We start from the raw sequence: 22,165 nt of genomic DNA on the forward strand, positions 1-22,165 counted from the left end.
ATGCGGCGGCGCGGCGTGGCTGATGCGGCAGCGCAGCGAGACCCCAGCGGGCGGACGAGACCCTGGGTGAACCCCGCGGTCTCGTCCGCCCACTGTTGTCTCGCGGAGGAGGGGGGCTAACGCGGGTCGGTCGGGTGCGGGGCGCGTCCGACCAGTACACGGCGCATCGACATCAACGCGGCGGAGTTCTCGGGAGCGGTGGCACGGAGTCCGGCGCCGTGGAGGAGCGTACGCAGCGGTGTGAACGTCGTCGTATCCTGCCATCCCCAGTGGGCGACGGCTCGCAGATGCCCGCGAAGTCGGGCATCTCGCGATCGCTGCTGCTTCAGGAGCGTGGCCGCATCGCCGAACCGGCCGTCGAACTTGAAGTCCCCGTCAGCCTCCCCAGCGAGGGATGCCTCTTCCCACACGAAGTCGACGCGGTCCACCTCGTCCGGTTGGGTGACGAAAGTCTTCTGGAGCTCGGGCGCGGGAAAGCCCAGCCACTCGATCACGCCGCGGCTCACGGATTCGAACGCTGTCTCCGCGAGCGCGGTCGCGCGCGACAGCGGCCATCGTGCGATGTCACGGCCACGGCTGGACGAACGCGTCGCGTTGATGCGCGCCAACTCCTCGCGCGAGACCGTGTCGTCGCGTCGCAGCATCGCATCCGCCACCGCGAGCCCGATGGCGGGATGGCGCGCGCGAGCCACGTCGACGGCTGCCTCGGCTGGAGCGGAGACGGCGATCCCGCTGATCAGCACGAGTGCGCGGTGGTCCGTTGTGGTGTGGGTGCGCACACCCGAGACCAGCCTGGATGCGCCTGTCGCCGGTGCGAGGACATGGACGACGCCGGGGTTGCCGAAGACCGGACCGCCGTGCAGCGCGACAGCAGACTCGTGGGAGGGGACGAGATCCGGATGCAGCAGAAGCGCAGCGTGAACCTGCGCCAGGTACCTCGTCCACGGCGGCAGCGATCGCCACTCCTCCGCTGGTGCGTACACCCCGCGCCGAACCTTGACCAGGTCGTTCCGGGCCACCGCGCGTTCGGGATGAGGCACGTCGTCGACGCGCAACAGCGAGATCGGCGATGGCTGGATTGTCAGCGCGGACGTGAGCAGCGGCATCCGTCGACTCTGTCGGGCCGCGGCAGCCGCGGCGAAGATCTCCGAGCCGTTCGTGGACGAACGCCGAAACCCCCGGTCTGTGGAGGAGCCGCGCGCCGGCCGGTGTTCCTGCGCACAGCGCCCCACGCTGCGCGCCCGGCGTGGTTCGACGAGACCCCGGTGGGCCGACGAGACCCTGGGTGAACCCCACGGTCTCGTCCACCCACTGGGGTCTCGCCGAGAAAGGGCGCGCGCTGCACACTCGCCGAGAAAGGGCGGCGCGCTGGGCGGCTACGCCGCGGTTACGCGGACGCGGACGGCGTCGGGGTCGGCGACGGCGACGGCGTCGGGATCGGGGCGAAGACGCCGGGCCACAGCGCCGCGGCGAGGGGATAGCCGACGAAGGCGACGATGTCGAGCAGGGTGTGCGCGACAACGAGGGGCATGACGCGCCCCCACCGGCGGTAGCACCAGCCGAACACCAGGCCCATGACGAAGTTGCCGACGATCGCTCCGATGCCCTGGTAGGCGTGGTACGCGCCGCGCAGGGCCGCGGTGGTCAGGATGATCGACCAGTCGTTCCAGCCGAGCCGGCGCAGCCGGTCGAACAGGTAGCCGATGAAGATGACCTCCTCGGTCAGCCCCGCGCGCAGCGCCGACAGCACGAGCAGCGGCACCGTCCACCACGCCGCGTCGAGGGGCGAGGCCACGACCGCGACCGTGATCCCCAGAGCTCGTCCGGCTGCGTAGAGCGCCAGCCCCGGCAGGCCGATGACGGCGGCGAGCAGGATGCCGCGGCCGAGGTCGCCGCCGAATCGGGTGAAGTCGAGGCCGATGCGCCGTAGCGCGTTGCTCCCGGGCTCCCACAGCAGGTACACCACGAGCGCGACGAGGGCGAGCGCGAAGAAGACGGAGAGCAGCTGGTAGGTCACATCCCAGAACGCCTGCACATCGCGTGACGGATTCACCTGGGTCTGCTGCTGGCCCAGGGGGACCGGTGCGAGGAGCTTGCGGACGAGCGAGAGGACCGAGTAGAGCGCCGACTGACCGACCGTGATCGCCAGAACGATCCAGACCTCCCAGGTCAGGCGGCGGCGCTCGAACGCATCGGGGGCAGCAAGCGTAGTGGAATCCCTCCGGTCCGTGGGCCGGTTCAGCGGCGTCATCTTGTCAGATTGTCACACTCCGCGTCGATTGAGTTAAGGCTCTGTAACGTTTTCCCCGATCGTTTTGACCATCTCACCACCGATGCTTATCGTTTTCCCATCCGCGCGCCCGTCCGGTTCTGTCCGTACTCGCGCGCATTACCCTGCACAGGAGGAGACACAGTGTCTGACAAGACGACGTGGCGCATGCGCGCACTCGGAGTCGCGGCGGGCGTCGGCGTGACCGCATTGGTCCTTGCCGGCTGCTCGACGACCCCGCCGGAGTCGGAGGAGCCCACGGCCACCGACACCGCGGTGACCGTTGCTGAGACGAACGAGTTCACGGGTACGAACTCGAACAGCGACAACGGCAACCTCGACATCAACGGCAAGATCGACTACCTCACCAAGTCCACGTTCTACTACGTCAGCGACAGCTACGAGGTCGTTCCGGACGAGTCGTTCGGCACGATGGAGGTCGTCAGCGAGGACCCCCTCCAGGTCAAGTACACCCTCAACGACGGGCTCGAGTGGTCCGACGGTGAGCCCATCACCACCGACGACCTCGTCTTCGGATGGGCTGCAACGTCGGGCGTCTTCGACGACGCCACGCTCGACCCGGAGTCGGGTGAGGCCGTGAGCGGCACGAAGTACTTCGCGTACGCCGGCAGCACGGAGGGTCTCAAGACCTCGACGATCACCGAGGTCGCCGACGACAAGCTCTCGCTCACGCTCGAGTACGACGAGCCCTTCGTCGACTGGAACATCCAGGACCTCATGGACCAGCCGGTCCACGTCGTCTCCGAGAAGGCGGGCGTCGACCAGGCCGAGCTCATCGACACGATCCTGACGAGCCCGCGCGGTGACGTTGCCGCTCCGGCGCCGGTCAACGAGACGCTCAAGGCTGCTGCCGACTTCTGGAACTCGGGCTTCGACATGACGTCGCTGCCGGAGGACCCGTCGCTGTACCTGGCGAGCGGCCCGTGGATCATCGACTCGTACGAGCCCACGCAGTCGATGACGCTCAAGCTCAACGAGAGCTACACGGGTGACCTCAAGCCGCAGTTCTCGGAGCTCGTCATCCGCTTCATCGGTGACGCGCAGGCCCAGGTCACGGCCCTCCAGAACGGCGAGGTCGACATCATCGCCCCGCAGGCGAGCGGTGACACGCTGACCGCGCTCGAGGCGATCGACGGTGCCACGGTGATCCAGGGCGACCAGCTCGCGTACGACCACCTCGACCTGACGTTCGCCGGCCCGCTGGCCGAGCAGAACGTCCGTGAGGCCTTCCTCAAGACGATCCCGCGTCAGCAGCTCGTCGACACGCTGATCAAGCCGATCAACCCCGAGGCCGAGGTCCTCAACTCGCAGCTGTTCATCCCGGCGCAGTCGTCCTACGAGGACGCTGTCTCGAGCAACGGCTCCGACGCGTACGCCGAGGTCGACATCGAGGGTGCCAAGGAGCTCCTCGCCGGTGCGACCCCGACGATCCGCCTCATGTACAACATCAACAACCCGAACCGCGTTGCCGCGTTCGAGGCCATCCAGGCCTCGGCTGCTGAGGCCGGCTTCGTGATCGAGGATGTGGGCCGTGAGGACTGGAGCGCGCAGCTCGGTTCGGACATCTACGACGCGGTCATCTTCGGCTGGATCTCGCCCGGTGTCGGCAACGGCACCGTCCCGCAGATCTTCGCCAGCTTCGGTGGCAGCAACTTCAACAAGTACGCCAACGACACGGTCGACGAGATCGCCCGTGAGATCCCGGTGACGCTCGACACCGACACCATCGATGAGCTCACGGTCCAGGCCGACGCCGAGCTGTTCGGCGACGCCTACGGTCTGCCGCTGTGGCAGAGCCCGGGCCTGGAGGCGCACGCAGACAACATCGAGGGCCTCACCTACATGGGCAACCAGACCGGTGTGTTCTGGAACTTCTGGGAGTGGACGGTCGCCGAGTAATTCGGTGATCAGCTGAAACACCACGCCATGGGGCGTCGGGTTCTTGCAGCCCGGCGCCCCGTGCGTGTGTCTTCCCGTCCACTGCGGGTGACCGCGACGTCAGGCCTCTGCTGCCGCCGTCGCCCGCCTGCTACCTTTTCTGCATGAAGGGCCAGCCCAGTGCTTAGCTTCGTCCTGCGGCGCATCGGGGTCTCGATCCTGATCCTCATCGCCGCATCCTTCTTGATGTACACCCTCGTGGCTCTGGCAAGAGACCCGCTCGAGGATCTGTACGCCTCCAACAGCCCGAACCGCGACGCGCTCATCGCACAGCGCATCGACTGGCTGAACCTCGACCAGCCCATTCCCGTCCGCTGGTTCAACTGGCTTCTCGGCGCCGCACGCTGCGTCATCCCGTTCGGCGGATGCGATCTCGGCGTCACGATCCAGAACCAGCCGGTCGACGTCCTTCTCGCTCGCGCCATGGGTGCGACGCTCCAGCTCGTGACCGCCTCGACGATCCTCGCGATCGTCCTCGGCATCCTGGTCGGCATCGTCTCGGCGCTGCGTCAGTACAGCGCGATCGACTACTCGTTCACGTTCGCCAGCTTCCTGTTCTACTCGCTGCCCTCGTTCGTGATGGGTGTTCTCCTCAAGGTCTTCCTGGCCCTCGGCTTCAACAACTGGCTGGACAGCCCGGTGTTCACATGGCCGTGGATCATCGCGTTGAGCCTCATATCGGGCGTCTTCTGGCAGGCGATCATCGGCGGGAACAGGCAGCGTCGCCTGGTCGTCTTCGCCGCATCGGTCGTCACCACGGGCGCCATGCTCTACGGCATGAGCGTCACGGCGTGGTTCCTCTACCCGTCGCTCGGCCCCGTACTCACGCCGCTGCTGATCGCCGCGTTCGGTGCCGCGATGGTGCTGATCATCGCCGGACCCCGCGCGCGCTACGCCTGGCGTACGGCGGGTGCGACCGTCATCGTGCTGGTGGCCGCGTTCTTCGTGCTGCAGCCCTTCCTCGACTCGTTCAACGGCTGGGGCGTCTTCGCGCTCTTCGTCGCCTCGGCGCTCGTCGGTGTGGCGGCGGGCTGGTTCCTGGGTGAGTACGACAAGGGCCAGGCGATGCGCATCGGCGCCCTCACCGGCATCCTGGGAATGGGCGTCATCGTCCTCAACCAGTTCATGGGGCGCTGGAACGACTACGTCAACAACCCGAAGGTGAACGGCCGCCCGATCGCCACGATCGGCTCGGAGACCCCGAACCTGCAGGGCGACTGGTGGATCCAGAGCATCGACACGTTCACCCACCTGCTGCTGCCGACGATCAGCCTCATGCTCATCTCGTTCGCGGCGTACACGCGCTACGCGCGCGGCGGCATGCTCGAGACGCTGAACCAGGACTACATCCGCACGGCGCGCGCGAAGGGTCTGCCGGAGCGCACCGTCATCGTCCGCCACGCGTTCCGCAACTCGCTGATCCCGATCACCACGATCGTCGCGGCCGATGTGGGCGCGCTCATCGGTGGCGCGATCATCACCGAGCGGATCTTCGCGTTCAGCGGCATGGGTGCTCTCTTCAACCAGGGTCTCTCGCATGCCGACCCCAACCCGGTCATGGCGTACTTCGTCGTCATCGCCGTGTTCGCCATCACGTTCAACTTCCTCGCCGACCTCGCCTACTCGGCAATCGACCCGAGAGTGAGGGTCAAGTAATGTCCATCCCGATCGATCCGTCCCTCGAACCGCCCAGCCAGGTTGCCGAAGGCGGCGTGCACGTCCAGACCGCCGACGAGCGCGGCGTCAGCCAGGGGCGACTGACCTTCCGTCGGTTCATCGCCCACAAGCCCGCCGTGATCAGCGCAATCCTCTTCATCCTGATCGTCGGATTCGCCGTCACCGCGACCGGCATCGGCCCGATCCCGGGCTGGTGGAAGTGGAACTATGAGCAGCTGATCCCGATCACCGACGGCGGCAAGCCGACGCTGACGCTCTTCCCGTTCTCGCTGGGCGACCACCCGTTCGGTCAGAACACGGTCGGCAAGGACTACTTCGCGATGGTCATGCGCGGCCTCGTGAACTCGTCGTACATCATGTTCATCATCGGCCTCATCGGCGCCTTCATCGGCGTCGTGGTCGGTGCGATCGCCGGTTACTATCGCGGGTGGGTCGACGCGGTGCTGATGCGCCTGACCGACATCGTCATCGTGATCCCGGTGATCGTCATCGGGGCCGTGGTCGGTTCGTCCGTCGGCAACCTGGGGCCGCTGTTCCTGGCCCTGTTCCTCGGCTTCTTCGTGTGGACGGGCATCGCGCGTCTGGTCCGGGCCGAGTTCCTGACGCTGCGTGAGCGCGAGTTCGTCGAGGCGGCGCGGGTCGCCGGGGCTTCGGACGCGCGCATCATCTTCAAGCACATCCTGCCCAACGCGATCGGCGTCGTGATCGTGGCGACGACGCTGCTGATCGCCGCAGCCATCATCCTCGAGACGTCGCTCTCGTTCCTCGGCTACGGCGTCCGTGCTCCCGATGTCTCGCTCGGCTTGCTGATCGCGTCGAACGAGTCGGCGTTCCAGACCCGCCCGTGGCTGTTCTGGTGGCCGGCGGCTTTCATCGTGATCCTGTCGCTGCTGGTGAACTTCGTCGGCGACGGCCTGCGCGATGCGTTCGACCCGCGCCAGAAGCGCGTGGTCTTCCGCAAGGTGAAGGACCTCCCGGACGATGCGGTGATCGTCAGCGGCACCACCGTCGATGTGCCCGAGGGCGCGATGGTCACCGCCGGCGGCGGAACGACCGTGTCGGGTGTGACGAGCGATCGCGGCGACGACGTCCTCGACGAGGAGATCTCGCCTGAACCGGATCGCCGCGCATGATGCTCGAGAAGCGGTCAGCCCGTGGCGATGATCAGCGCGACGGACGCCACCGCGAGCACGGCGGACGCCACCAGGTAGAGCAGGTGCCAGTGGCGCTTCACCGGCGTCTCGTCGGCGACGCCGAGCTCCACCTGACCGGCGTCCAGGCGGCGGCGCCACGTCTCGCGCACGACGAGGGCGGCATTGCCCGAGTCGGTGCCCAGGCGGTCGCTGGGACGCGCCTCGCCGCCGGCGGCGCTCGCCTCGCGGCGCGCCTTGGCGTTGCCCATCATCGTGGTGAAGAAGCCGGGCGCCGGCGCGGACCAGGCGGTGAAGCTGCCGGACGGCGTGTGCAGCGTCAGGGCGCGGGCCGTGTCGACGTGCACGAGCGCCTCCCACGGCACATCGACGTCGTGACTGACGTTCTCGATGCGCACGCCGTGATCGGACACGACGACGCACGGGCGCCACAGGGCGGCCCAGCCGAGAAGCGCGGCCAGCGGAGCGCCGGCGTAGACCCACGTCAGCCGCGCGTCCGAGCTCCATACGGCGGTGATCACTGCGAGCGCCGCGAGACTCCAGACGATGACGGCAGCAATGCGGTTGAAACGGGAGTCGATGCGGATCGCAGGGTCGGTCACCTCCCCATTCTCTCTCTCGACCCCGCAAGGACCATCCAATGAACGCGTCCCCCCACACCGAATCCACCGGCGGCCCACTGCTGCAAGTGAGCGGCCTGTCCGTGGACTTCGCCGTCGACAACTACTGGGTGCCCGCGGCGAAGAAGCTCGACTACTTCGTGGAGTCGGGCAAGGCCCTCGCGATCGTCGGCGAGTCCGGCTCGGGCAAGAGCGCGAGCTCCATGGCGATGCTCGGACTGCTGCCCTCGAACGCCCGCGTCACCGGCAGTGTCAAGCTCGGCGGCCGCGAGATCCTGGGCCTGCGCAAGGAAGAGCTGCGCCGCGTGCGCGGCCGTGAGATCGCGGTGATCTTCCAGGAGCCGATGACCGCGCTGAACCCCGTGTTCACGGTGGGCTTCCAGATCATCGAGACGCTCCGCATCCACAAGGGCATGACGCCGAGCGCAGCGCGCGCCCGGGCGCTCGAGCTCCTGGACATGGTGGAGCTGCCCGATCCGCTGAAGGCGTTCAACTCCTACCCGCACCAGCTCTCGGGCGGACAGCGGCAGCGTGCCATGATCGCGCAGTCGATCTCGTGCGATCCGCAGCTGCTCATCGCCGACGAGCCCACCACGGCGCTCGATGTGACGGTGCAGGCCGAGATCCTCGACCTCATGCGCGACCTGCGTCACCGTCTCGACTCGGCCATCCTCATCATCACGCACGACATGGGCGTGGTGGCCGACATCGCCGACGACATCGTGGTGATGCGCAAGGGCGAGATCGTCGAGCGTGGAACCGTCGACGCCGTGTTCAACCGTCCGCAGCATCCCTACACGCAGCAGCTGCTGGCGGCGGTGCCGCGCATCGGCGACGCGGCGGGGGAGTCGATCGACACGACGGCTGCGCTGGCCGGCGACACGTCGGTGATCCGACTGGCGGATGTGGCCGCGCGCGCGGACGAAGAGCGTCGCAAGGGCCTCGGCGCTCCGGTGCTCGACTTCCAGGACGTTGCCATCGAGTACCCCAAGCGCGGGCGCGTCCCGGCGTTCCGCGCCGTCGAGCACGCGACTTTCTCGATCTTCCCGGGTGAGGTCACCGGCCTCGTCGGCGAGTCCGGCTCGGGCAAGACGACGGTCGGCCGCGCCGCCATCGGCCTGCTGCCGATCGCGGAGGGGCGCGCCGAGGTCGTCGGGCACGACATCTCGAAGGCGGACCGCCGTCTGCTGCACACCGTGCACAAGGACGTCGGCATCGTCTTCCAGGACCCGTCCTCGTCGCTCAACCCTCGCTTGCCGATCGGCCAGTCGATCGGTGAGCCGATGCTGCTGGCGAACGTCGCGAAGGGCCGCCAGCTCGACGTGCGCGTGCAGGAGCTGCTCGACGCGGTCGAGCTGCCCCGCTCGTACCGCAACAGGTACCCGCACGAGCTGTCGGGCGGTCAGAAGCAGCGCGTCGGCATCGCGCGCGCTCTCGCGCTGCAGCCGAAGCTGCTGATCGCCGACGAGCCCACGTCGGCGCTGGACGTGTCGGTGCAGGCCACCGTGCTGCAGCTGCTGCGCGTGCTGCAGCAGGACCTGGGCTTCGCGTGCCTGTTCATCAGCCACGACCTCGCGGTCGTCGACTCGCTCGCTGACCGGATCATCGTGATGCATCACGGGCACATCGTCGAGCAGGGTGCGACCGGTCAGATCCTGCGGGCGCCGCAGGAGGACTACACGCGACGGCTCATCGCGGCCATCCCGGTGCCCGACCCCGACGAGCAGCGCGTGCGCCGCGAAGCGCGGGCGGCCCTGCTCGCAGCGGGCCTGGAGGGCTGACCACAGCGCCGAAAGGCGACACACAGGAGCGCCCAATAGAATGGGGATGCCGGCATTCCGGCATCCCCATTCTCTTTCAAGGATTCCCTCATGGCGCGCGCCCTCCGTCCGGACCTCCGCAACGTGGCTATCGTCGCTCACGTCGACCACGGCAAGACCACCCTCGTCGACGCGATGCTCCGTCAGACCGGCTCGTTCGGCTCGCACGAGCACATGGAAGAACGCGCGATGGACTCGAACGACCTCGAGCGCGAAAAGGGCATCACGATCCTCGCGAAGAACACGGCGATCACCTACAAGGGCGTCCACACCGACGTGCCCGTGACGATCAACGTGATCGACACCCCGGGCCACGCCGACTTCGGCGGCGAGGTCGAGCGCGGCCTCTCGATGGTCGACGGCGTCGTGCTGCTGGTGGACGCGAGCGAGGGCCCGCTGCCCCAGACCCGCTTCGTCCTGCGCAAGGCGCTCGAGGCGAAGCTGCCGGTGATCCTCCTGGTCAACAAGACCGACCGTCCCGATGCGCGCATCGCCGAGGTCGAGGAAGAGGCGCACGACCTGCTGCTCGGCCTGGCGTCGGACCTCCACGACGACGTGCCCGACCTCGACGTCGACGCGCTCCTCGACGTGCCCGTGGTCTACGCGTCGGGTCGCGCCGGCGCGGCATCGCGCAACCGTCCTGCGAACGGCGAGCTGCCCGACAACGCCGACCTCGAGCCGCTCTTCGGCGCGATCCTCGAGCACGTGCCGGCGCCGTCCTACGACGACGAGGCCCCGCTGCAGGCGTGGGTGACGAACCTCGACTCCAGCCCGTTCCTCGGCCGCCTCGCACTCCTGCGCGTCTTCAACGGCACGCTGAAGAAGGGCCAGACGGTCGCGTGGGTGCGCCACGACGGCACGCACTCGAACGCGCGCATCACCGAGCTGCTGAAGACCCGCGCGCTCGAGCGCTACCCGGCGGAAGAGGCCGGCCCGGGCGACATCGTCGCCATCGCCGGCATCGAGGAGATCACGATCGGCGAGACGATCGCCGATCCCGAGGACGTCCGGCCGCTGCCCGCCATCCACGTCGACGACCCCGCGATCTCGATGACGATCGGCACGAACACCTCGCCGCTGGTCGGCAAGGTGAAGGGTCACAAGCTCACCGCCCGCATGGTGAAGGATCGCCTCGACCGCGAGCTCATCGGCAACGTGTCGCTGAAGGTGCTCGACATCGGCCGCCCCGACGCGTGGGAGGTGCAGGGCCGCGGCGAGCTGGCCCTCGCGATCCTCGTCGAGAACATGCGGCGCGAGGGCTTCGAGCTCACGGTGGGCAAGCCCCAGGTGGTCACGAAGAAGGTCGACGGCAAGACCTACGAGCCGTTCGAGCACCTCACGATCGACTCGCCCGAGGAGTACCTCGGCGCGATCACGCAGCTTCTCGCGTCGCGCAAGGGCCGCATGGAGACGATGACGAACCACGGCACCGGCTGGGTGCGCATGGAGTTCATCGTGCCCTCGCGCGGTCTCATCGGCTTCCGCACCGAGTTCCTCACCACGACGCGCGGCACCGGCATCGCCAACGCGATCTCGCACGGCTACGAGCCGTGGGCGGGTCACATCGTCACGCGTCAGAACGGCTCGATCGTGGCCGACCGCTCGGGAGTGGTGACGCCCTTCGCGATCATCGCCCTGCAGGAGCGCATGTCGTTCTTCGTGCAGCCGACCGAAGAGGTCTACGAGGGCATGGTCATCGGCGAGAACTCGCGCAATGACGACATGGACGTGAACATCACCAAGGAGAAGAAGCTCACCAACATGCGCTCCTCCACGGCCGACACGTTCGAGTCGATGACCCCGCCGCGTCAGCTCTCGCTCGAGGAGAGCCTGGAGTTCGCACGCGACGACGAATGCGTCGAGGTGACGCCCGAGAAGGTGCGCATCCGCAAGGTCGTCCTCGACGCCACCGAGCGCGGCCGCGCCACGGCACGCCTGAAGCGCCAGGACGCCAACGCGTAAGCAGTGACGGATGCCGCGGCCGGCGCCTCTCAGAGGCGCCGGGCGCGGCATCCGCTGTCATCCCCGAACGGTCACGGTGACGGGCTTCGCCGGCGTCGAGCCGGCGGCGTTCGACAGCACCGCGGTGAACTCGTAGGTCCCCGGCGCCAGCTCGCCGACGACGGTGGCCGCGTGCTGAGCGCCCGGCGTCGCGGCGACCAGCGCCCGGCGGTCGACCTCGACGCCGTCCTGGTAGAGCACGTACTCGGTCGCGTTGGTGCCCCACCAGAGGTCGGCGGTGATGGTCACCGTGCCGGTCCGCGCCCCTGAGGCCGACAGCGCGGCGCGGGCAGGGGCGGCATCCGTGACCGTCACCGTGTGGGTCCGCGACGCGGTCTGGCCGTAGGGATTGAGCGCCACCACCGTGTAGTCGTACCTTCCGTCGACGCGGCCGGCGATGTCGAACGCGGCGTGCTGCGCGGCGGGCGAGGCGCCGTCGATCCCCTGCGCGTCGATCAGCACGCCGTTCTCGTACAGCTTCACGACCGTCGCGTTCTGCCCCCACCACAGGTCGGCGAACACCCGGTAGTCGCCGTCGCGCAGCCCGGTGTCGCGGCCGTTGTCGTCCGAGACGGTGAACGCCGCGGGGGCTGCCGTCGCGCCGGGGGTTCCGGACGACAGGATGCCGGCGCCGGCGCCGGCGCGGACGATCGCCGCCACGTCGGCGACGGGGTCGGGCGCATAGGTGTACGCGTCGGCGGGATCCCAGCGCACGTCGGGGGAGAGGGGGCTGGCGGCCGTCGCGTTGTACGCCGCCAGCACGTCGAGCGGCGCGCCGTCGACGAGCGTGTCGCTCGCGCGCAGTTCCGTCCCACCCCAGCCGGCGATGATGCGCGACGCGCTCGACGGGTCGACGAGCTCGACCGCATTGGCCTCCGCGACGATGCTGCTCTCCTTGCCCGCGCCCCAGAAGTACTGGAAGAACGGGTGGTCGGCCGACGACGCCGCCGTGGTGGCATCCGTCTGCTCGTAGAGGTTGTTGTAGACGTGCACGTCGCCGAAGCGCACGCGGGGTCCCCGCTGGCCGATGTCGGTCCAGCGGTTGTGGTGCTGCGTGACGCGGTGCTGCCCGCGGTCCTGGGTGCGCGAATCGGACGACCCGATGATGTCGGTCTTGTCGTGATGCTGGAACCAGTTCCACGACATGGTCACGAGGTCCGAGCCGTGCGTCACGTCGAGGAGCCCGTCGTGCACCTCGAACGGCCGTCCGTAGACCGTGTCGAGGCTCGTCGCCGGGTGCGCGCCGTCGTCGAACGTGTTGTGATCGACCCAGACGCTCGTGGACGTCCAGACCGAGAGGTTGTCGTACGCCGAGTTCCAGTTCCCGCCTGCGTCCCCGGCATCCCATTGCGGGAAGCAGTCGTACGCGTCGGACAGCGTCAGGTTGCGCACGATCACGTTGTGCGCGTCCCGGATGCGCAGGGATGCCCCGGCCACGCGCGCGTCGTCACCCACGCCGACGAGGGTCACGTTCGAGCCGACGTGCTGCAGCGTGAGCTTCGCCTGCAGGGCCGCCGCTTCGACGCGCGCCTGCTCGAGGGGCCCGGACGGGTCGACGCCGGGACCGAACGCCGCGATGTAGTCGTCCATGTCGAACGGCGCTCCGGTGCCCGCGACCGTCACCTGCGAGGCGATGTCGTCGCAGGTGATCCGGCTGCCGTCGGCGCGGAGCCACGGATCGAGCTCGCCGGTGACATGGACGATGCGGGGCACCTGGTTGTACCGCGCATCGTTCTGCGAGCCGCCGGGTACTCCCGCGAGAGCATCGCGGAGCTTCTGCCAGTCGTCCACGACGTACACCTGGGAGGGGTCCGCCGCACTCCCGCCGCTCACCGGCTCGGCCACGCGCGGGACGCGTTCGGGCGCCGTCGGTCCCGACCACGAGGCCCAGCCGTCGCCCGCGGCGATCACTTCGCGTCCGAGGTCGACGGCAGGGGATGCGGCAGCCGGCGTCGTCGCCGAGGCGGGCGCGGCGATGAGCGGCACCGCGGCGAGGGCGAGGGCGGTCGCGAGGCCGGCGGCTCTGGTGAGTGGTCGCCGGGGCGTTCGGCTGCGGAGGGCGCGCGCGGGCAGCGTCGTTCTCATGGGACTCCTTCGTCCGGAAGCAGAATCCGTGATGAGAACGGGTGGTGGCACCCACAAGCGAGGAAGCGTTTTCTGCGTGTGCGACCAGCATGGTCCGGGCGGCCGGAAAACGCAATCCCATCGAGAGGATGCCGCGCTCCGAGGTGGCCAGTCGCCTCGAGGCGGACCGGAGTGACGCCGCGCAGCCGTCGGTAGCATGACGACGTGACTCTCGACCCCCACTTCGACGACGCGCACAGCGCCGGAGAGGCGAAGCGGGCCGTTCGTCAGGGGCTGGGTGTGGCTCTCGCGACGAGTGCCTACGGCATCTCGTTCGGCGCGCTGGCGGTCGCCGCAGGACTCGACGTGTGGCAGACCTGCGTGCTGAGCCTCGTGATGTTCACGGGCGGGTCCCAGTTCGCGTTCGTCGGGATCGTCGGCGCCGGGGGACTGGCGGCCGCACCCGCCGCGATCGCCTCCGCGGCCCTTCTCGGGGTGCGCAACGTCGCGTACGGCATCCGCATGTCCCCGGTGATCGGTCCGGGGTTCTGGCGCCGCGCCGCCGCTGCGCAGTTCACGATCGACGAGTCCACCGCCGTCTCGCTCGCACAGCGCACTGCGCGCGCCCGCACCCTCGGGTTCTGGGTCACGGGCATCGGCATCTACGTCGGCTGGAATCTGTCTACGCTCGCCGGCGCCCTGCTCGGCGACGTGCTCGGTGACCCACGGGCGTACGGACTGGATGCCGCGGCGGCGGCCGCCTTCCTCGCCCTGCTGTGGCCGCGGCTCCGGGCCCGGCAGCCGATCGTCGTCGGAGTCGCCGCTGCCGTCATCGCGACGGTGCTGACGCCCGTGCTCATGCCCGGGCTGCCCGTGATCGTCGCGGCGGCCGTCGCGATCCTCGTGGGCTGGACCAACTGGCTCGGCAGGGATGACGCAGCGGATGCCGCCGAGCCGGACGATGTGGCGGAGCGCGAGGGGCTGCCGTGACGATGTGGACAGCGGTGCTCGTCGCCGCGATCGTGTGCGTGGCGCTCAAGACGGTCGGCTATCTCATCCCCGCCCGCTGGGTGGAGGCACCCACTCCGCTGCGGATCGCCGATCTGCTGACGGTCGCACTCCTGGCCGCCCTTGTCGCCGTGCAGACGCTCGGCGCGGGCCAGGCTGTCGTGGTCGACGCCCGCGTGCCCGCCGTGCTCGTCGCCGCGGGGCTGCTCCTCCTGCGTGCGCCGTTCCTCGTGGTGGTGATCGCCGCAGCGCTCGTCGCGGCGCTGCTGCGCCTGTGGGGCTGGGCGGCGTAGACCGTCTCCGTCGCGCGACCAGGCAGGGGAACCGCCCTCATGGACGAGGTCGGTACGATCGAGTCATGCGTCCCTCCGTCCCCGCCCGCATCGGCAGCTGGATCGTCGCGCTGCTCGTCGGGCTGGTGTACGGGGTCGCCGGAACCGTCGCCCACGCGTACACGATCGGCTGGTTCCCGCTCGGGCTCATCCTGGCGGTGATCGGATCGGCAGCGCTGCTGGTGGCGGTGCGGTTCCTCACCTCAGACAGGTGGGCGACGCTCGCGACCGGCGGCGGCATGATGATCTCCACGCTGGTGTTCTCGGGGAGCGGACCCGGAGGCTCAGTGGTGGTGCCGCAGACCGGCCTCGCCGTGGTCTGGACGTTCGCGGTGCCGATCCTCGTGGCCCTCGCCGTCGCCTGGCCCGATCGCTCCCGCGCCGCCGCCTGAGCCGAGGACGGGCCACAGCGCGGAAAGGAGCTTCGGCACGGGGTGGTCGGCCCCGGTCGGATGCGGAGCGGGGCGTGGGGCCGGCCCCGGTCGGACGTAGACTGAGCGGGTGACGTACGTGATCGCCCTTCCCTGCGTGGACGTCAAGGACCGCGCCTGCATCGACGAGTGTCCCGTGGACTGCATCTACGAGGGCGACCGGTCGCTGTACATCCACCCAGACGAGTGCGTCGACTGCGGCGCCTGCGAGCCTGTGTGTCCCGTCGAGGCGATCTACTACGAAGACGACCTGCCCGACGAATGGCAGGACTACTACAAGGCCAATGTCGAGTTCTTCGACGACATCGGCTCCCCGGGCGGCGCGGCCAAGGTGGGTGTGATCCACAAGGACCACCCGGTCATCGAGGCGCTCCCGCCGCAGGAACACTGACGTGGCGGTAGCCGACCTCGCGGACTACCCCTGGGACGCCGTCGCGCCGTACGCGCAGAAGGCGCGCTCGTACCCCGACGGCATCGTCGACCTCTCGATCGGGTCGCCCGTGGACCCGACGCCCGCGGTCGTCGCCGACGCGCTGCGTGCGGCGACCGACGCGCACGCCTACCCGCAGACCGTCGGCACGGCGTCGCTGCGCGCGGCGATCGCCGAGTGGTACGACCGCCGCCGCGGAGTCGCGGGCCTCACGCCCGACAACGTCCTTCCCACCGTCGGCTCTAAGGAGCTGGTCGCGCTGCTGCCGCTGCTGCTCGGCCTCGGCCCCGGCGACATCGTGGTCCATCCCCGCGCCGCCTACCCCACGTACGAGGTGGGGGCGCGCCTCGTCGGCGCCACGCCGGTCGCGTCCGACGACCCGGCGGAGTGGCCGGAGGGAACGCGCCTGGTGTGGGTGAACTCGCCCGGGAATCCGGATGGCCGCGTGCTCGACGTCGACGCCCTGCGTGCTGCCGTCGCGCGAGCGCGGGAGCTGGGCGCCGTGCTCGCGTCCGACGAGTGCTATGCCGAGCTCGGCTGGGACGCCCCCTGGGATCGCGAGCCGGTGCCGTCCGTGCTCGATCCCCGGGTCACAGCCGGCGACCTGCGCGGCATCCTGTCGGTGTACTCGCTCAGCAAGCAGTCGAACCTCGCCGGGTACCGGGCGGCGTTCCTCGCAGGCGATCCCTCCGTCGTCGCTCGTCTGCTCACGGCGCGCAAGCATCTCGGCCTCATGCTGCCGCTGCCGGTGCAGGCGGCGATGGTCGCCGCCCTCACGGATGACGTCCATGTCGCGGCGCAGAAGGAGCTCTACCGTCGCCGGCGCGAGACCCTTCGGCCGGCCGTGGAAGCGGCCGGCTTCCGCATCGACGCGAGCGAGGCGGGCCTGTACCTGTGGGCGACCGAGGGTCGTGACGCGTGGGAGAGCATCGACCGGCTCGCCGACCTCGGCATCCTCGCGGGTCCCGGCCATTTCTACGGCGTGCACTTCCCGCAGCACATCCGGCTGTCGCTCACCGCGACCGACGACCGCATCGCCGCGGCCGCCGAGCGCCTGCGCGCGTCGGCGTCCACTCCCCGCAGCGACAACGTGGGCACCGTCGCCCCTGGCTGAGGATTCCTCCATCGGATGCCGTGTCCCTTTGGCTGTGTCAGCAGTAGGCGCAGCGGCGGACTAGGCTGTAAGAACGCGGCGACGCGGCATCCCCCGTCCCGCCCCTCCGTTCTGACGCAGACCGCCCCACGGTGTCGCTCAGGACCGGACGACACCCCCGGTACGACCAGAAATCGCGAGGAGGCGCCGTGAGCGACGCGGGCACCCAGCAGGAGAAGGCCACCCTCACGATCGGTGATACGTCCGCCGAGTTCCCGCTCCTGCGGGGCACCGACGGCTCGCCGAGCGTGGACCTCTCCACCCTCACCCGCCAGACCGGCTACACGGCTCTCGACTACGGTTTCGTGAACACCGCGGCGACCAAGTCGGCGATCACCTACATCGACGGCGACCAGGGCGTGCTGCGCTATCGCGGCTACCCGATCGAGCAGCTGGCGAAGAACAGCACCTACCTCGAGGTGGCGTGGCTGCTCATCTACGGCGAGCTCCCCTCCGCCGACGAGCTGGGGGAGTTCGACGAGAAGATCCGTCGGCACACGCTGCTGCACGAAGACCTGAAGCGATTCTTCTCCGCGCTTCCGCACACTGCGCACCCCATGTCGGTGCTCTCCTCGGCGGTGTCGGCGCTGTCGACGTACTACGAGCACCAGTCCGACCCCAACAACCCCGAGCACGTCGAGCTCAACACGATCCGCATGCTGGCGAAGCTGCCCGTCATCGCGGCGTACGCGCACAAGAAGAGCATCGGCCAGGCGTTCCTGTACCCCGATAACTCGCTCGGCTTCGTCGACAACTTCCTCAAGCTGAACTTCGGCGTGCTGTCCGAGGTCTACGAGGTCGACCCGGTGATGTCCCGTGCGCTCGAGCGACTGCTGATCCTTCACGAGGACCACGAGCAGAACGCCTCGACGTCGACGGTGCGCCTGGTCGGCTCGACCGGCGCGAACCAGTTCTCGTCGATCTCGGCCGGCATCAACGCGCTCTACGGGCCGCTGCACGGCGGCGCGAACGAAGCCGTGCTCGACATGCTCGGGCGCATCCGCGACTCCGGTGAGAGCGTCCAGCGCTTCGTCGAGCGCGTGAAGAACAAGGAAGACGGTGTGAAGCTCATGGGCTTCGGACACCGCGTCTACAAGAACTACGACCCGCGCGCCAAGCTCGTGAAGGAGTCGGCCGACGAGGTGCTGAACGCTCTCGGCGTCAGCGACCCGCTGCTCGATCTCGCCAAGGAGCTCGAAGAGATCGCTCTCAACGACGCGTACTTCCAGGACCGCCGGCTGTATCCGAACGTCGACTTCTACACCGGCGTGATCTACAAGGCGATGGGTTTCCCGACCCGGATGTTCACGGTGCTGTTCGCCATCGGGCGCCTGCCCGGCTGGCTCGCGCAGTGGCGCGAGGCCGCCGGCGACCCGCAGACCAAGATCGGCCGCCCGCAGCAGCTGTACGTCGGCGCCGAGGAGCGGAGCTACCCGGGTCTGTCCTGACCCGGCCTGCGTCGACGAGCGCTCCACGGCGTGATCGACGGCAGAACGACGATGCCGCGCCCCTCGGGGCGCGGCATCCGTCATTCGAGTCGCCCGGCGGTCAGGCGATCTCGGCGAGGGCGGCGGGCACGTCCGCTCTCTCCTCGTCGGAGGGCGTGGTCGCGGCATCCGTCGATCGACGCGGCCGGACGACCAGCACGATGACCGCGGCGACCACGGCGCCGGCGGCGAGGGTCAGCCACGCGACGGCGTATCCGTCGACGGCGGGGGATCCGCCGGGGGCGACCGAGCCGAACACGATCGCTGTCGTGAAGGCCGAGCCGATCGCCGATCCGATGGTGCGGAGGTTGGCGTTGACGCCGGTCGCGATACCGGTGCGGTCCGCCGGCACGCTCTCGACGATGATGCTCGCGGTGGAGGCATAGGCGAGCCCGATGCCGAGCCCGAACACGCCGCCCGCGATGGCGAGGGTCAGGACCGTCTCGTGGTCGAAGACGGCGAACACCACGCCGCCCGCCATGAGCAGCGCGCCGAGGGCCATCATGAGTCGGAGCGGGATGACGCGTGCGATCGCTCCCGTGGCGAAGCCGACGCTCGACATGCCGATGAGGAGCGGGAGCAGCGCGAGTCCTGCCGCTTGCACCCCGAGCCCGAGGCCCCATCCTGAGTCGGTGGGCGTCTCGAGGAACTGGGGCAGGTAGCCCCAGAATCCGAAGGCGGCAGCGCCGATGAGGAGTGCGGCGGTGTTGACCGGCCAGATGGCGCGCGTCGCCATCAGGCGCAGATCCACGAGGGGGTTGTCGGAGCGCAGCTCCGCGACGACCCAGGCGACGACGAGCACCGTCGCCGCAGCGAACATGCCGAGCGTGAGCGGGGAGGTCCAGCCCCAGCGGGCTCCCGAGCTGAGCGGAACCAGCAGGGCGATGAGCCAGCCCGAGAGCAGGACTGCCGAGACGACGTTGACGCTTCCCGTGGCGCGCAGCCCCGCCGGCGGCACGAGCATCGCGGTCAGCGCGATCCCGGCCACGGCGGCGACGAACGGCACCGCGAAGATGCCCTGCCAGCCCAGCAGCTCGGCGAGAGGACCGGCGAGGACGCTGCCCGCCGCGCCGCCGATGCCGATGATCGCACTCGTGGCGCCGATCGCGCCGGTGAGCTGGTGGCGGGGCATCACATCGCGCAGCAGGCCGAAGGCGAGCGGGAAGAGCGCGCCGCCGATTCCCTGCAGCACCCGGGCAAGGATCAGGATCTGCAGGTTCGGCGCGAACGACGCAACGATGTCGCCGATAGCGACCACGCCCAGGACGGCGAGGAACGTGTTGCGGCGGCCGCGCAGGTCGCCGATCCGGCCGAGGAGGGGAGTGGCCACCGCGGCGGCGATGAGCCACGAGGTGTTGGTCCAGGATGCCGCATCCGCCGTCACGCCGAAGTCGGCGGCGATCAACGGGATGACGGGGATGACGAGGTTCTGCAGCAGCGCGAGCGAGGCGACGCTGAGAGCGATCGCCGCGAACGCTGCGCGAGGGGTGAAGGGGATGGCGGGCATCGACGGGCCTTCCGATGAGTGCGGATCCGATGAATGCGGAGTAAAGTGGAGGTAGGTCTCCGAACGGAGGAAGCCTCCGCTTAGAGATTAGCGGAGGGCCCCTCCGTTTCGCAACCAACACTTCGTACGGATCTGCAACCGTCTCGGCGGTCGCAGTCAGCAGCACCACGGGAGGTCGTCGGAATGTCGGTCGTCGAGCGGGTATCCGCGCTGGATGCGCGCCGTCCCCAGCGGGCCGACGCCGCGCGCAACTTCGACGCCCTGGTCGCCGCCGGGCGCGAGGCGTTCGCCGAGGAGGGCTCGGCCGCTTCCCTGGAAGACATCGCGCGTCGCGCCGGGGTCGGCATCGGCACGCTCTACCGCAACTTCCCGACCCGCGACGACCTGATCGAGACGCTCTACCTCGGCGAAGTCGATGCGCTCGCGCGCGCCGCCGATGAGGTCGCCGACCTCGAGCCCTGGGATGCGCTGCGCGCCTGGCTCGACCGCTTCGTGACGTACGTCGGCACGAAGCACGCGCTGCTGGACGGACTGAACCGCCGGTCTCCGGTGCTCGCCGAGTGCCGGACGATCATGCTGTCGGCCGGTGAGCCGCTGCTCGAGCGCGCTCAGACGGCCGGCGACGTCGATCCCGACATCTCCATCGGCGACGTCGTCAAGCTCGTGTCAGGGGTCGCGGCCGTCGCCTCGTTCGACGACGAGGCTCAGCGCCAGCGCGTGCTCAACCTGGCGATCAACGCGATCCGCCGCTGATCTCGTACGACCGGCCTCACCTCCGCGTCGGCGATGCGGCCGGCCGGCTGCTGTCAGGCGTGGAGCGCCTCGTTGAGGGTGACGCCGACGCCCGCACGCCGGACCGCCTCGACGGCACCCGTCAGCGAGTTGCGCCGGAACAGCAGCCCGGCCACTCCCGACAGCTGGGCGCCCTTGACCGTCGTGGGCGAGCCGTCCGCGCGACGCGGCTCGTCCGCAAGCACCACCTTGGTGCCGGCGGTGACGTAGAGGCCCGCTTCGACCACGCAGTCGTCGCCCAGTGATATGCCGATGCCGGCGTTCGCGCCGAGCAGCGTCCGCGCACCGACCGAGACCTTGTGCGTGCCCCCGCCGGACAGGGTGCCCATGATCGACGCGCCGCCGCCGATGTCGCTGCCGTCGCCGACGACGACGCCCTGCGAGATGCGGCCCTCGACCATGCTCTGTCCGAGCGTGCCGGCGTTGAAGTTGACGAACCCTTCGTGCATGACCGTCGTGCCCGGTGAGAGGTAGGCGCCCAGGCGCACGCGCGAGGCGTCGGCGATCCGCACGCCCGGGGGTGTGACGTAGTCGAGCAGGCGCGGGAACTTGTCGAGACCCTGCACCTGGATCCCGTCGCGCGCGAGATAAGGGCGAAGCCTGGTCAGCGTGTCGGGATGAATCGGACCGGCGGTGGTCCAGGCGACGTTCGGCAGGTGCGCGAACACACCGTCGAGATTCACCTCATTGGGACGCACGAGCAGATGCGAGAGCGCGTGAAGACGGAGATACGCGTCCGGCGTCGACGAGGGCGGGGCGTCGAGGTCCGCCTCGACCGCGACGACGTCGACGGAGACGGCGCGACGGGGGTCGGCCACCGCGAGGTGGTCGAGCTGATCCGGCGCCAGCTGCGGATCGAACCCGAGCGGGATCCGTCCCGCGGAGGGGGAGGGGAACCACGTGTCGAGCACGGTTCCGTCTTCGGCGGTCGTCGCGAGGCCCACGCCCCACACCCATCGTTCTTCGGTCATGCCTCCACGCTAGCGCGGCCGGCCCGGCCGGGTTCCCGCGTGTTTCCGCGGATGCGGGGGTGCGACACGCCCGGGGTGCGGGCTGGATTCGACGGGTGGCCAGGTCGCACGTAAAGTATTACTTGTTCGCCCCAAAGGGTAGAGCGGAAGGCCGGAAGGCCTGGCTCCCCTCAAGCAGTGAACCACCCCATCCGAACTGCTCCTGGTGAGTCTGCCGGTTTCGGCTTAGGATGGGTTTCTTCCACTCTCGTGTGCGTCGGTCGACGGTGTGGTGGGGTCTTGTGCCTCGCTGCGTCGGTTTGACAGGCGAAACGTCGTGTGTAAGATAGAGAAGTTGCCCAGCGGCGAAGGTTGAGAGACCCGAACGCTGGTGCGTCCGATCTTTGAGAACTCAACAGCGTGCACTTGTCAAATGCCAATTTTTGTATCCTCGCTGACCATTTGTTTGGTTGGTGGGGGTCCTTTTTGGATCAATTCATGGATGTCAGTTTGA

The 22,165-nt window shown here is 69.1% G+C and carries 18 protein-coding genes; 12 read left to right on the forward strand and 6 right to left on the reverse strand.

The annotated features are described in order from the left end of the window. Positions 1–116 precede the first annotated feature (116 nt). Both ACI3KX_RS18650 and ACI3KX_RS18655 read right to left on the reverse strand, forming a co-directional pair. Complete coding sequence (locus tag ACI3KX_RS18650; RefSeq protein ID WP_404910673.1) at positions 117–1,106, reverse strand: hypothetical protein; 990 nt, start codon at positions 1,104–1,106, stop codon at positions 117–119. A gap of 281 nt (positions 1,107–1,387) precedes the next feature. Then, positions 1,388–2,251 (reverse strand): CPBP family intramembrane glutamic endopeptidase, encoded by an 864-nt coding sequence (locus ACI3KX_RS18655; RefSeq protein ID WP_404910674.1) that lies wholly within the window; start codon positions 2,249–2,251, stop codon positions 1,388–1,390. Between the two features lie 162 nt (positions 2,252–2,413). Between ACI3KX_RS18655 and ACI3KX_RS18660 the strand changes: the two genes are divergently transcribed. From ACI3KX_RS18660 to ACI3KX_RS18670, 3 genes are all read left to right on the forward strand, one after another. Continuing rightward, on the forward strand, positions 2,414–4,189 hold the full coding sequence (locus tag ACI3KX_RS18660) for an ABC transporter family substrate-binding protein (RefSeq protein ID WP_349427882.1): 1,776 nt from the start codon (positions 2,414–2,416) through the stop codon (positions 4,187–4,189). Positions 4,190–4,348: 159 nt separating this feature from the next. Further along, entirely contained in the window at positions 4,349–5,884 is a 1,536-nt protein-coding gene (locus ACI3KX_RS18665) for an ABC transporter permease (protein ID WP_349427881.1), read from the forward strand. After that, on the forward strand, positions 5,884–7,038 hold the full coding sequence (locus tag ACI3KX_RS18670; RefSeq protein WP_363352846.1) for an ABC transporter permease: 1,155 nt from the start codon (positions 5,884–5,886) through the stop codon (positions 7,036–7,038). Before ACI3KX_RS18665 ends, ACI3KX_RS18670 begins: the two co-directional genes overlap by 1 nt. Before the next feature lie 14 nt (positions 7,039–7,052). Here the strand turns inward: ACI3KX_RS18670 and ACI3KX_RS18675 are convergent, their stop codons facing one another. Beyond that, a complete protein-coding gene (locus ACI3KX_RS18675) occupies positions 7,053–7,658 on the reverse strand; it encodes a PH domain-containing protein (protein ID WP_363352844.1) in 606 nt (201 codons plus the stop codon). Between the two features lie 38 nt (positions 7,659–7,696). Here ACI3KX_RS18675 and ACI3KX_RS18680 point away from each other — a divergent pair, with 38 nt between their 5' ends. After that, the gene (locus tag ACI3KX_RS18680; protein ID WP_349427878.1) at positions 7,697–9,457 is read left to right on the forward strand and encodes an ABC transporter ATP-binding protein; all 1,761 of its coding nucleotides are present in this window, start codon (positions 7,697–7,699) and stop codon (positions 9,455–9,457) included. A gap of 90 nt (positions 9,458–9,547) precedes the next feature. Continuing rightward, positions 9,548–11,458: a translational GTPase TypA gene (gene typA, locus ACI3KX_RS18685; RefSeq protein WP_349427877.1), complete on the forward strand. Its 1,911-nt coding sequence runs from the start codon at positions 9,548–9,550 to the stop codon at positions 11,456–11,458. 57 nt (positions 11,459–11,515) lie between these two features. On the opposite strand, the gene ACI3KX_RS18690 is transcribed toward typA, so the two are convergent. After that, the gene (locus ACI3KX_RS18690) at positions 11,516–13,582 is read right to left on the reverse strand and encodes a hypothetical protein (RefSeq protein ID WP_404910675.1); all 2,067 of its coding nucleotides are present in this window, start codon (positions 13,580–13,582) and stop codon (positions 11,516–11,518) included. A 204-nt stretch (positions 13,583–13,786) separates the two neighbouring features. Here ACI3KX_RS18690 and ACI3KX_RS18695 point away from each other — a divergent pair, with 204 nt between their 5' ends. The 6 genes from ACI3KX_RS18695 (at position 13,787) to ACI3KX_RS18720 (ending at position 18,363) form a co-directional block, all read left to right on the forward strand. After that, positions 13,787–14,551 carry an AzlC family ABC transporter permease gene (locus ACI3KX_RS18695; protein ID WP_363352839.1) on the forward strand — a complete coding sequence of 255 codons (765 nt, stop codon included), beginning with the start codon at positions 13,787–13,789 and terminating at the stop codon, positions 14,549–14,551. Beyond that, positions 14,548–14,862, forward strand: a complete 315-nt coding sequence (locus ACI3KX_RS18700; protein WP_363352837.1) for an AzlD domain-containing protein — start codon at positions 14,548–14,550, stop codon at positions 14,860–14,862. The genes ACI3KX_RS18695 and ACI3KX_RS18700 overlap by 4 nt, the downstream gene beginning before the upstream one ends. Positions 14,863–14,927: 65 nt before the next feature. Then, positions 14,928–15,293 carry a DUF6113 family protein gene (locus tag ACI3KX_RS18705; protein WP_349427874.1) on the forward strand — a complete coding sequence of 122 codons (366 nt, stop codon included), beginning with the start codon at positions 14,928–14,930 and terminating at the stop codon, positions 15,291–15,293. Between the two features lie 109 nt (positions 15,294–15,402). Continuing rightward, the gene (gene fdxA, locus ACI3KX_RS18710) at positions 15,403–15,723 is read left to right on the forward strand and encodes a ferredoxin (RefSeq protein ID WP_363352833.1); all 321 of its coding nucleotides are present in this window, start codon (positions 15,403–15,405) and stop codon (positions 15,721–15,723) included. Position 15,724: 1 nt separating this feature from the next. Then, the gene (gene dapC / locus ACI3KX_RS18715; RefSeq protein ID WP_404910676.1) at positions 15,725–16,876 is read left to right on the forward strand and encodes a succinyldiaminopimelate transaminase; all 1,152 of its coding nucleotides are present in this window, start codon (positions 15,725–15,727) and stop codon (positions 16,874–16,876) included. Between the two features lie 188 nt (positions 16,877–17,064). Beyond that, complete coding sequence (locus ACI3KX_RS18720) at positions 17,065–18,363, forward strand: citrate synthase (RefSeq protein ID WP_349427871.1); 1,299 nt, start codon at positions 17,065–17,067, stop codon at positions 18,361–18,363. Between the two features lie 100 nt (positions 18,364–18,463). Here ACI3KX_RS18720 and ACI3KX_RS18725 read toward each other — a convergent pair whose 3' ends face one another. Further along, positions 18,464–19,909, reverse strand: coding sequence for an MFS transporter (locus tag ACI3KX_RS18725; RefSeq protein WP_404910677.1), 1,446 nt, complete (start codon positions 19,907–19,909; stop codon positions 18,464–18,466). Between the two features lie 183 nt (positions 19,910–20,092). On the opposite strand from ACI3KX_RS18725, the gene ACI3KX_RS18730 reads away from it, so the two are divergent. After that, positions 20,093–20,662: a helix-turn-helix domain-containing protein gene (locus ACI3KX_RS18730; protein ID WP_349427869.1), complete on the forward strand. Its 570-nt coding sequence runs from the start codon at positions 20,093–20,095 to the stop codon at positions 20,660–20,662. Between the two features lie 53 nt (positions 20,663–20,715). Here the strand turns inward: ACI3KX_RS18730 and dapD are convergent, their stop codons facing one another. Beyond that, positions 20,716–21,672: a 2,3,4,5-tetrahydropyridine-2,6-dicarboxylate N-succinyltransferase gene (gene dapD, locus ACI3KX_RS18735; RefSeq protein ID WP_404910678.1), complete on the reverse strand. Its 957-nt coding sequence runs from the start codon at positions 21,670–21,672 to the stop codon at positions 20,716–20,718. Positions 21,673–22,165: the final 493 nt, after the last annotated feature.

Origin of the sequence: Microbacterium sp. ZW CA_36, assembly GCF_044987475.1 — a bacterium.
In the GTDB taxonomy this organism is placed as follows: domain Bacteria; phylum Actinomycetota; class Actinomycetes; order Actinomycetales; family Microbacteriaceae; genus Microbacterium.

Bases quoted from the DNA above. Each gene is read 5' to 3' on its own strand.
- dapD (WP_404910678.1), bottom strand. From the start codon at position 21,672: ATGACCGAAGAACGATGGGTGTGGGGCGTGGGCCTCGCGACGACCGCC.
- typA (WP_349427877.1), top strand. From the start codon at position 9,548: ATGGCGCGCGCCCTCCGTCCGGACCTCCGCAACGTGGCTATCGTCGCT.
- ACI3KX_RS18730 (WP_349427869.1), top strand. From the start codon at position 20,093: ATGTCGGTCGTCGAGCGGGTATCCGCGCTGGATGCGCGCCGTCCCCAG.
- ACI3KX_RS18690 (WP_404910675.1), bottom strand. From the start codon at position 13,582: ATGAGAACGACGCTGCCCGCGCGCGCCCTCCGCAGCCGAACGCCCCGG.
- ACI3KX_RS18705 (WP_349427874.1), top strand. From the start codon at position 14,928: ATGCGTCCCTCCGTCCCCGCCCGCATCGGCAGCTGGATCGTCGCGCTG.
- ACI3KX_RS18670 (WP_363352846.1), top strand. From the start codon at position 5,884: ATGTCCATCCCGATCGATCCGTCCCTCGAACCGCCCAGCCAGGTTGCC.
- ACI3KX_RS18650 (WP_404910673.1), bottom strand. From the start codon at position 1,106: ATGCCGCTGCTCACGTCCGCGCTGACAATCCAGCCATCGCCGATCTCG.
- ACI3KX_RS18655 (WP_404910674.1), bottom strand. From the start codon at position 2,251: ATGACGCCGCTGAACCGGCCCACGGACCGGAGGGATTCCACTACGCTT.
- ACI3KX_RS18680 (WP_349427878.1), top strand. From the start codon at position 7,697: ATGAACGCGTCCCCCCACACCGAATCCACCGGCGGCCCACTGCTGCAA.
- ACI3KX_RS18725 (WP_404910677.1), bottom strand. From the start codon at position 19,909: ATGCCCGCCATCCCCTTCACCCCTCGCGCAGCGTTCGCGGCGATCGCT.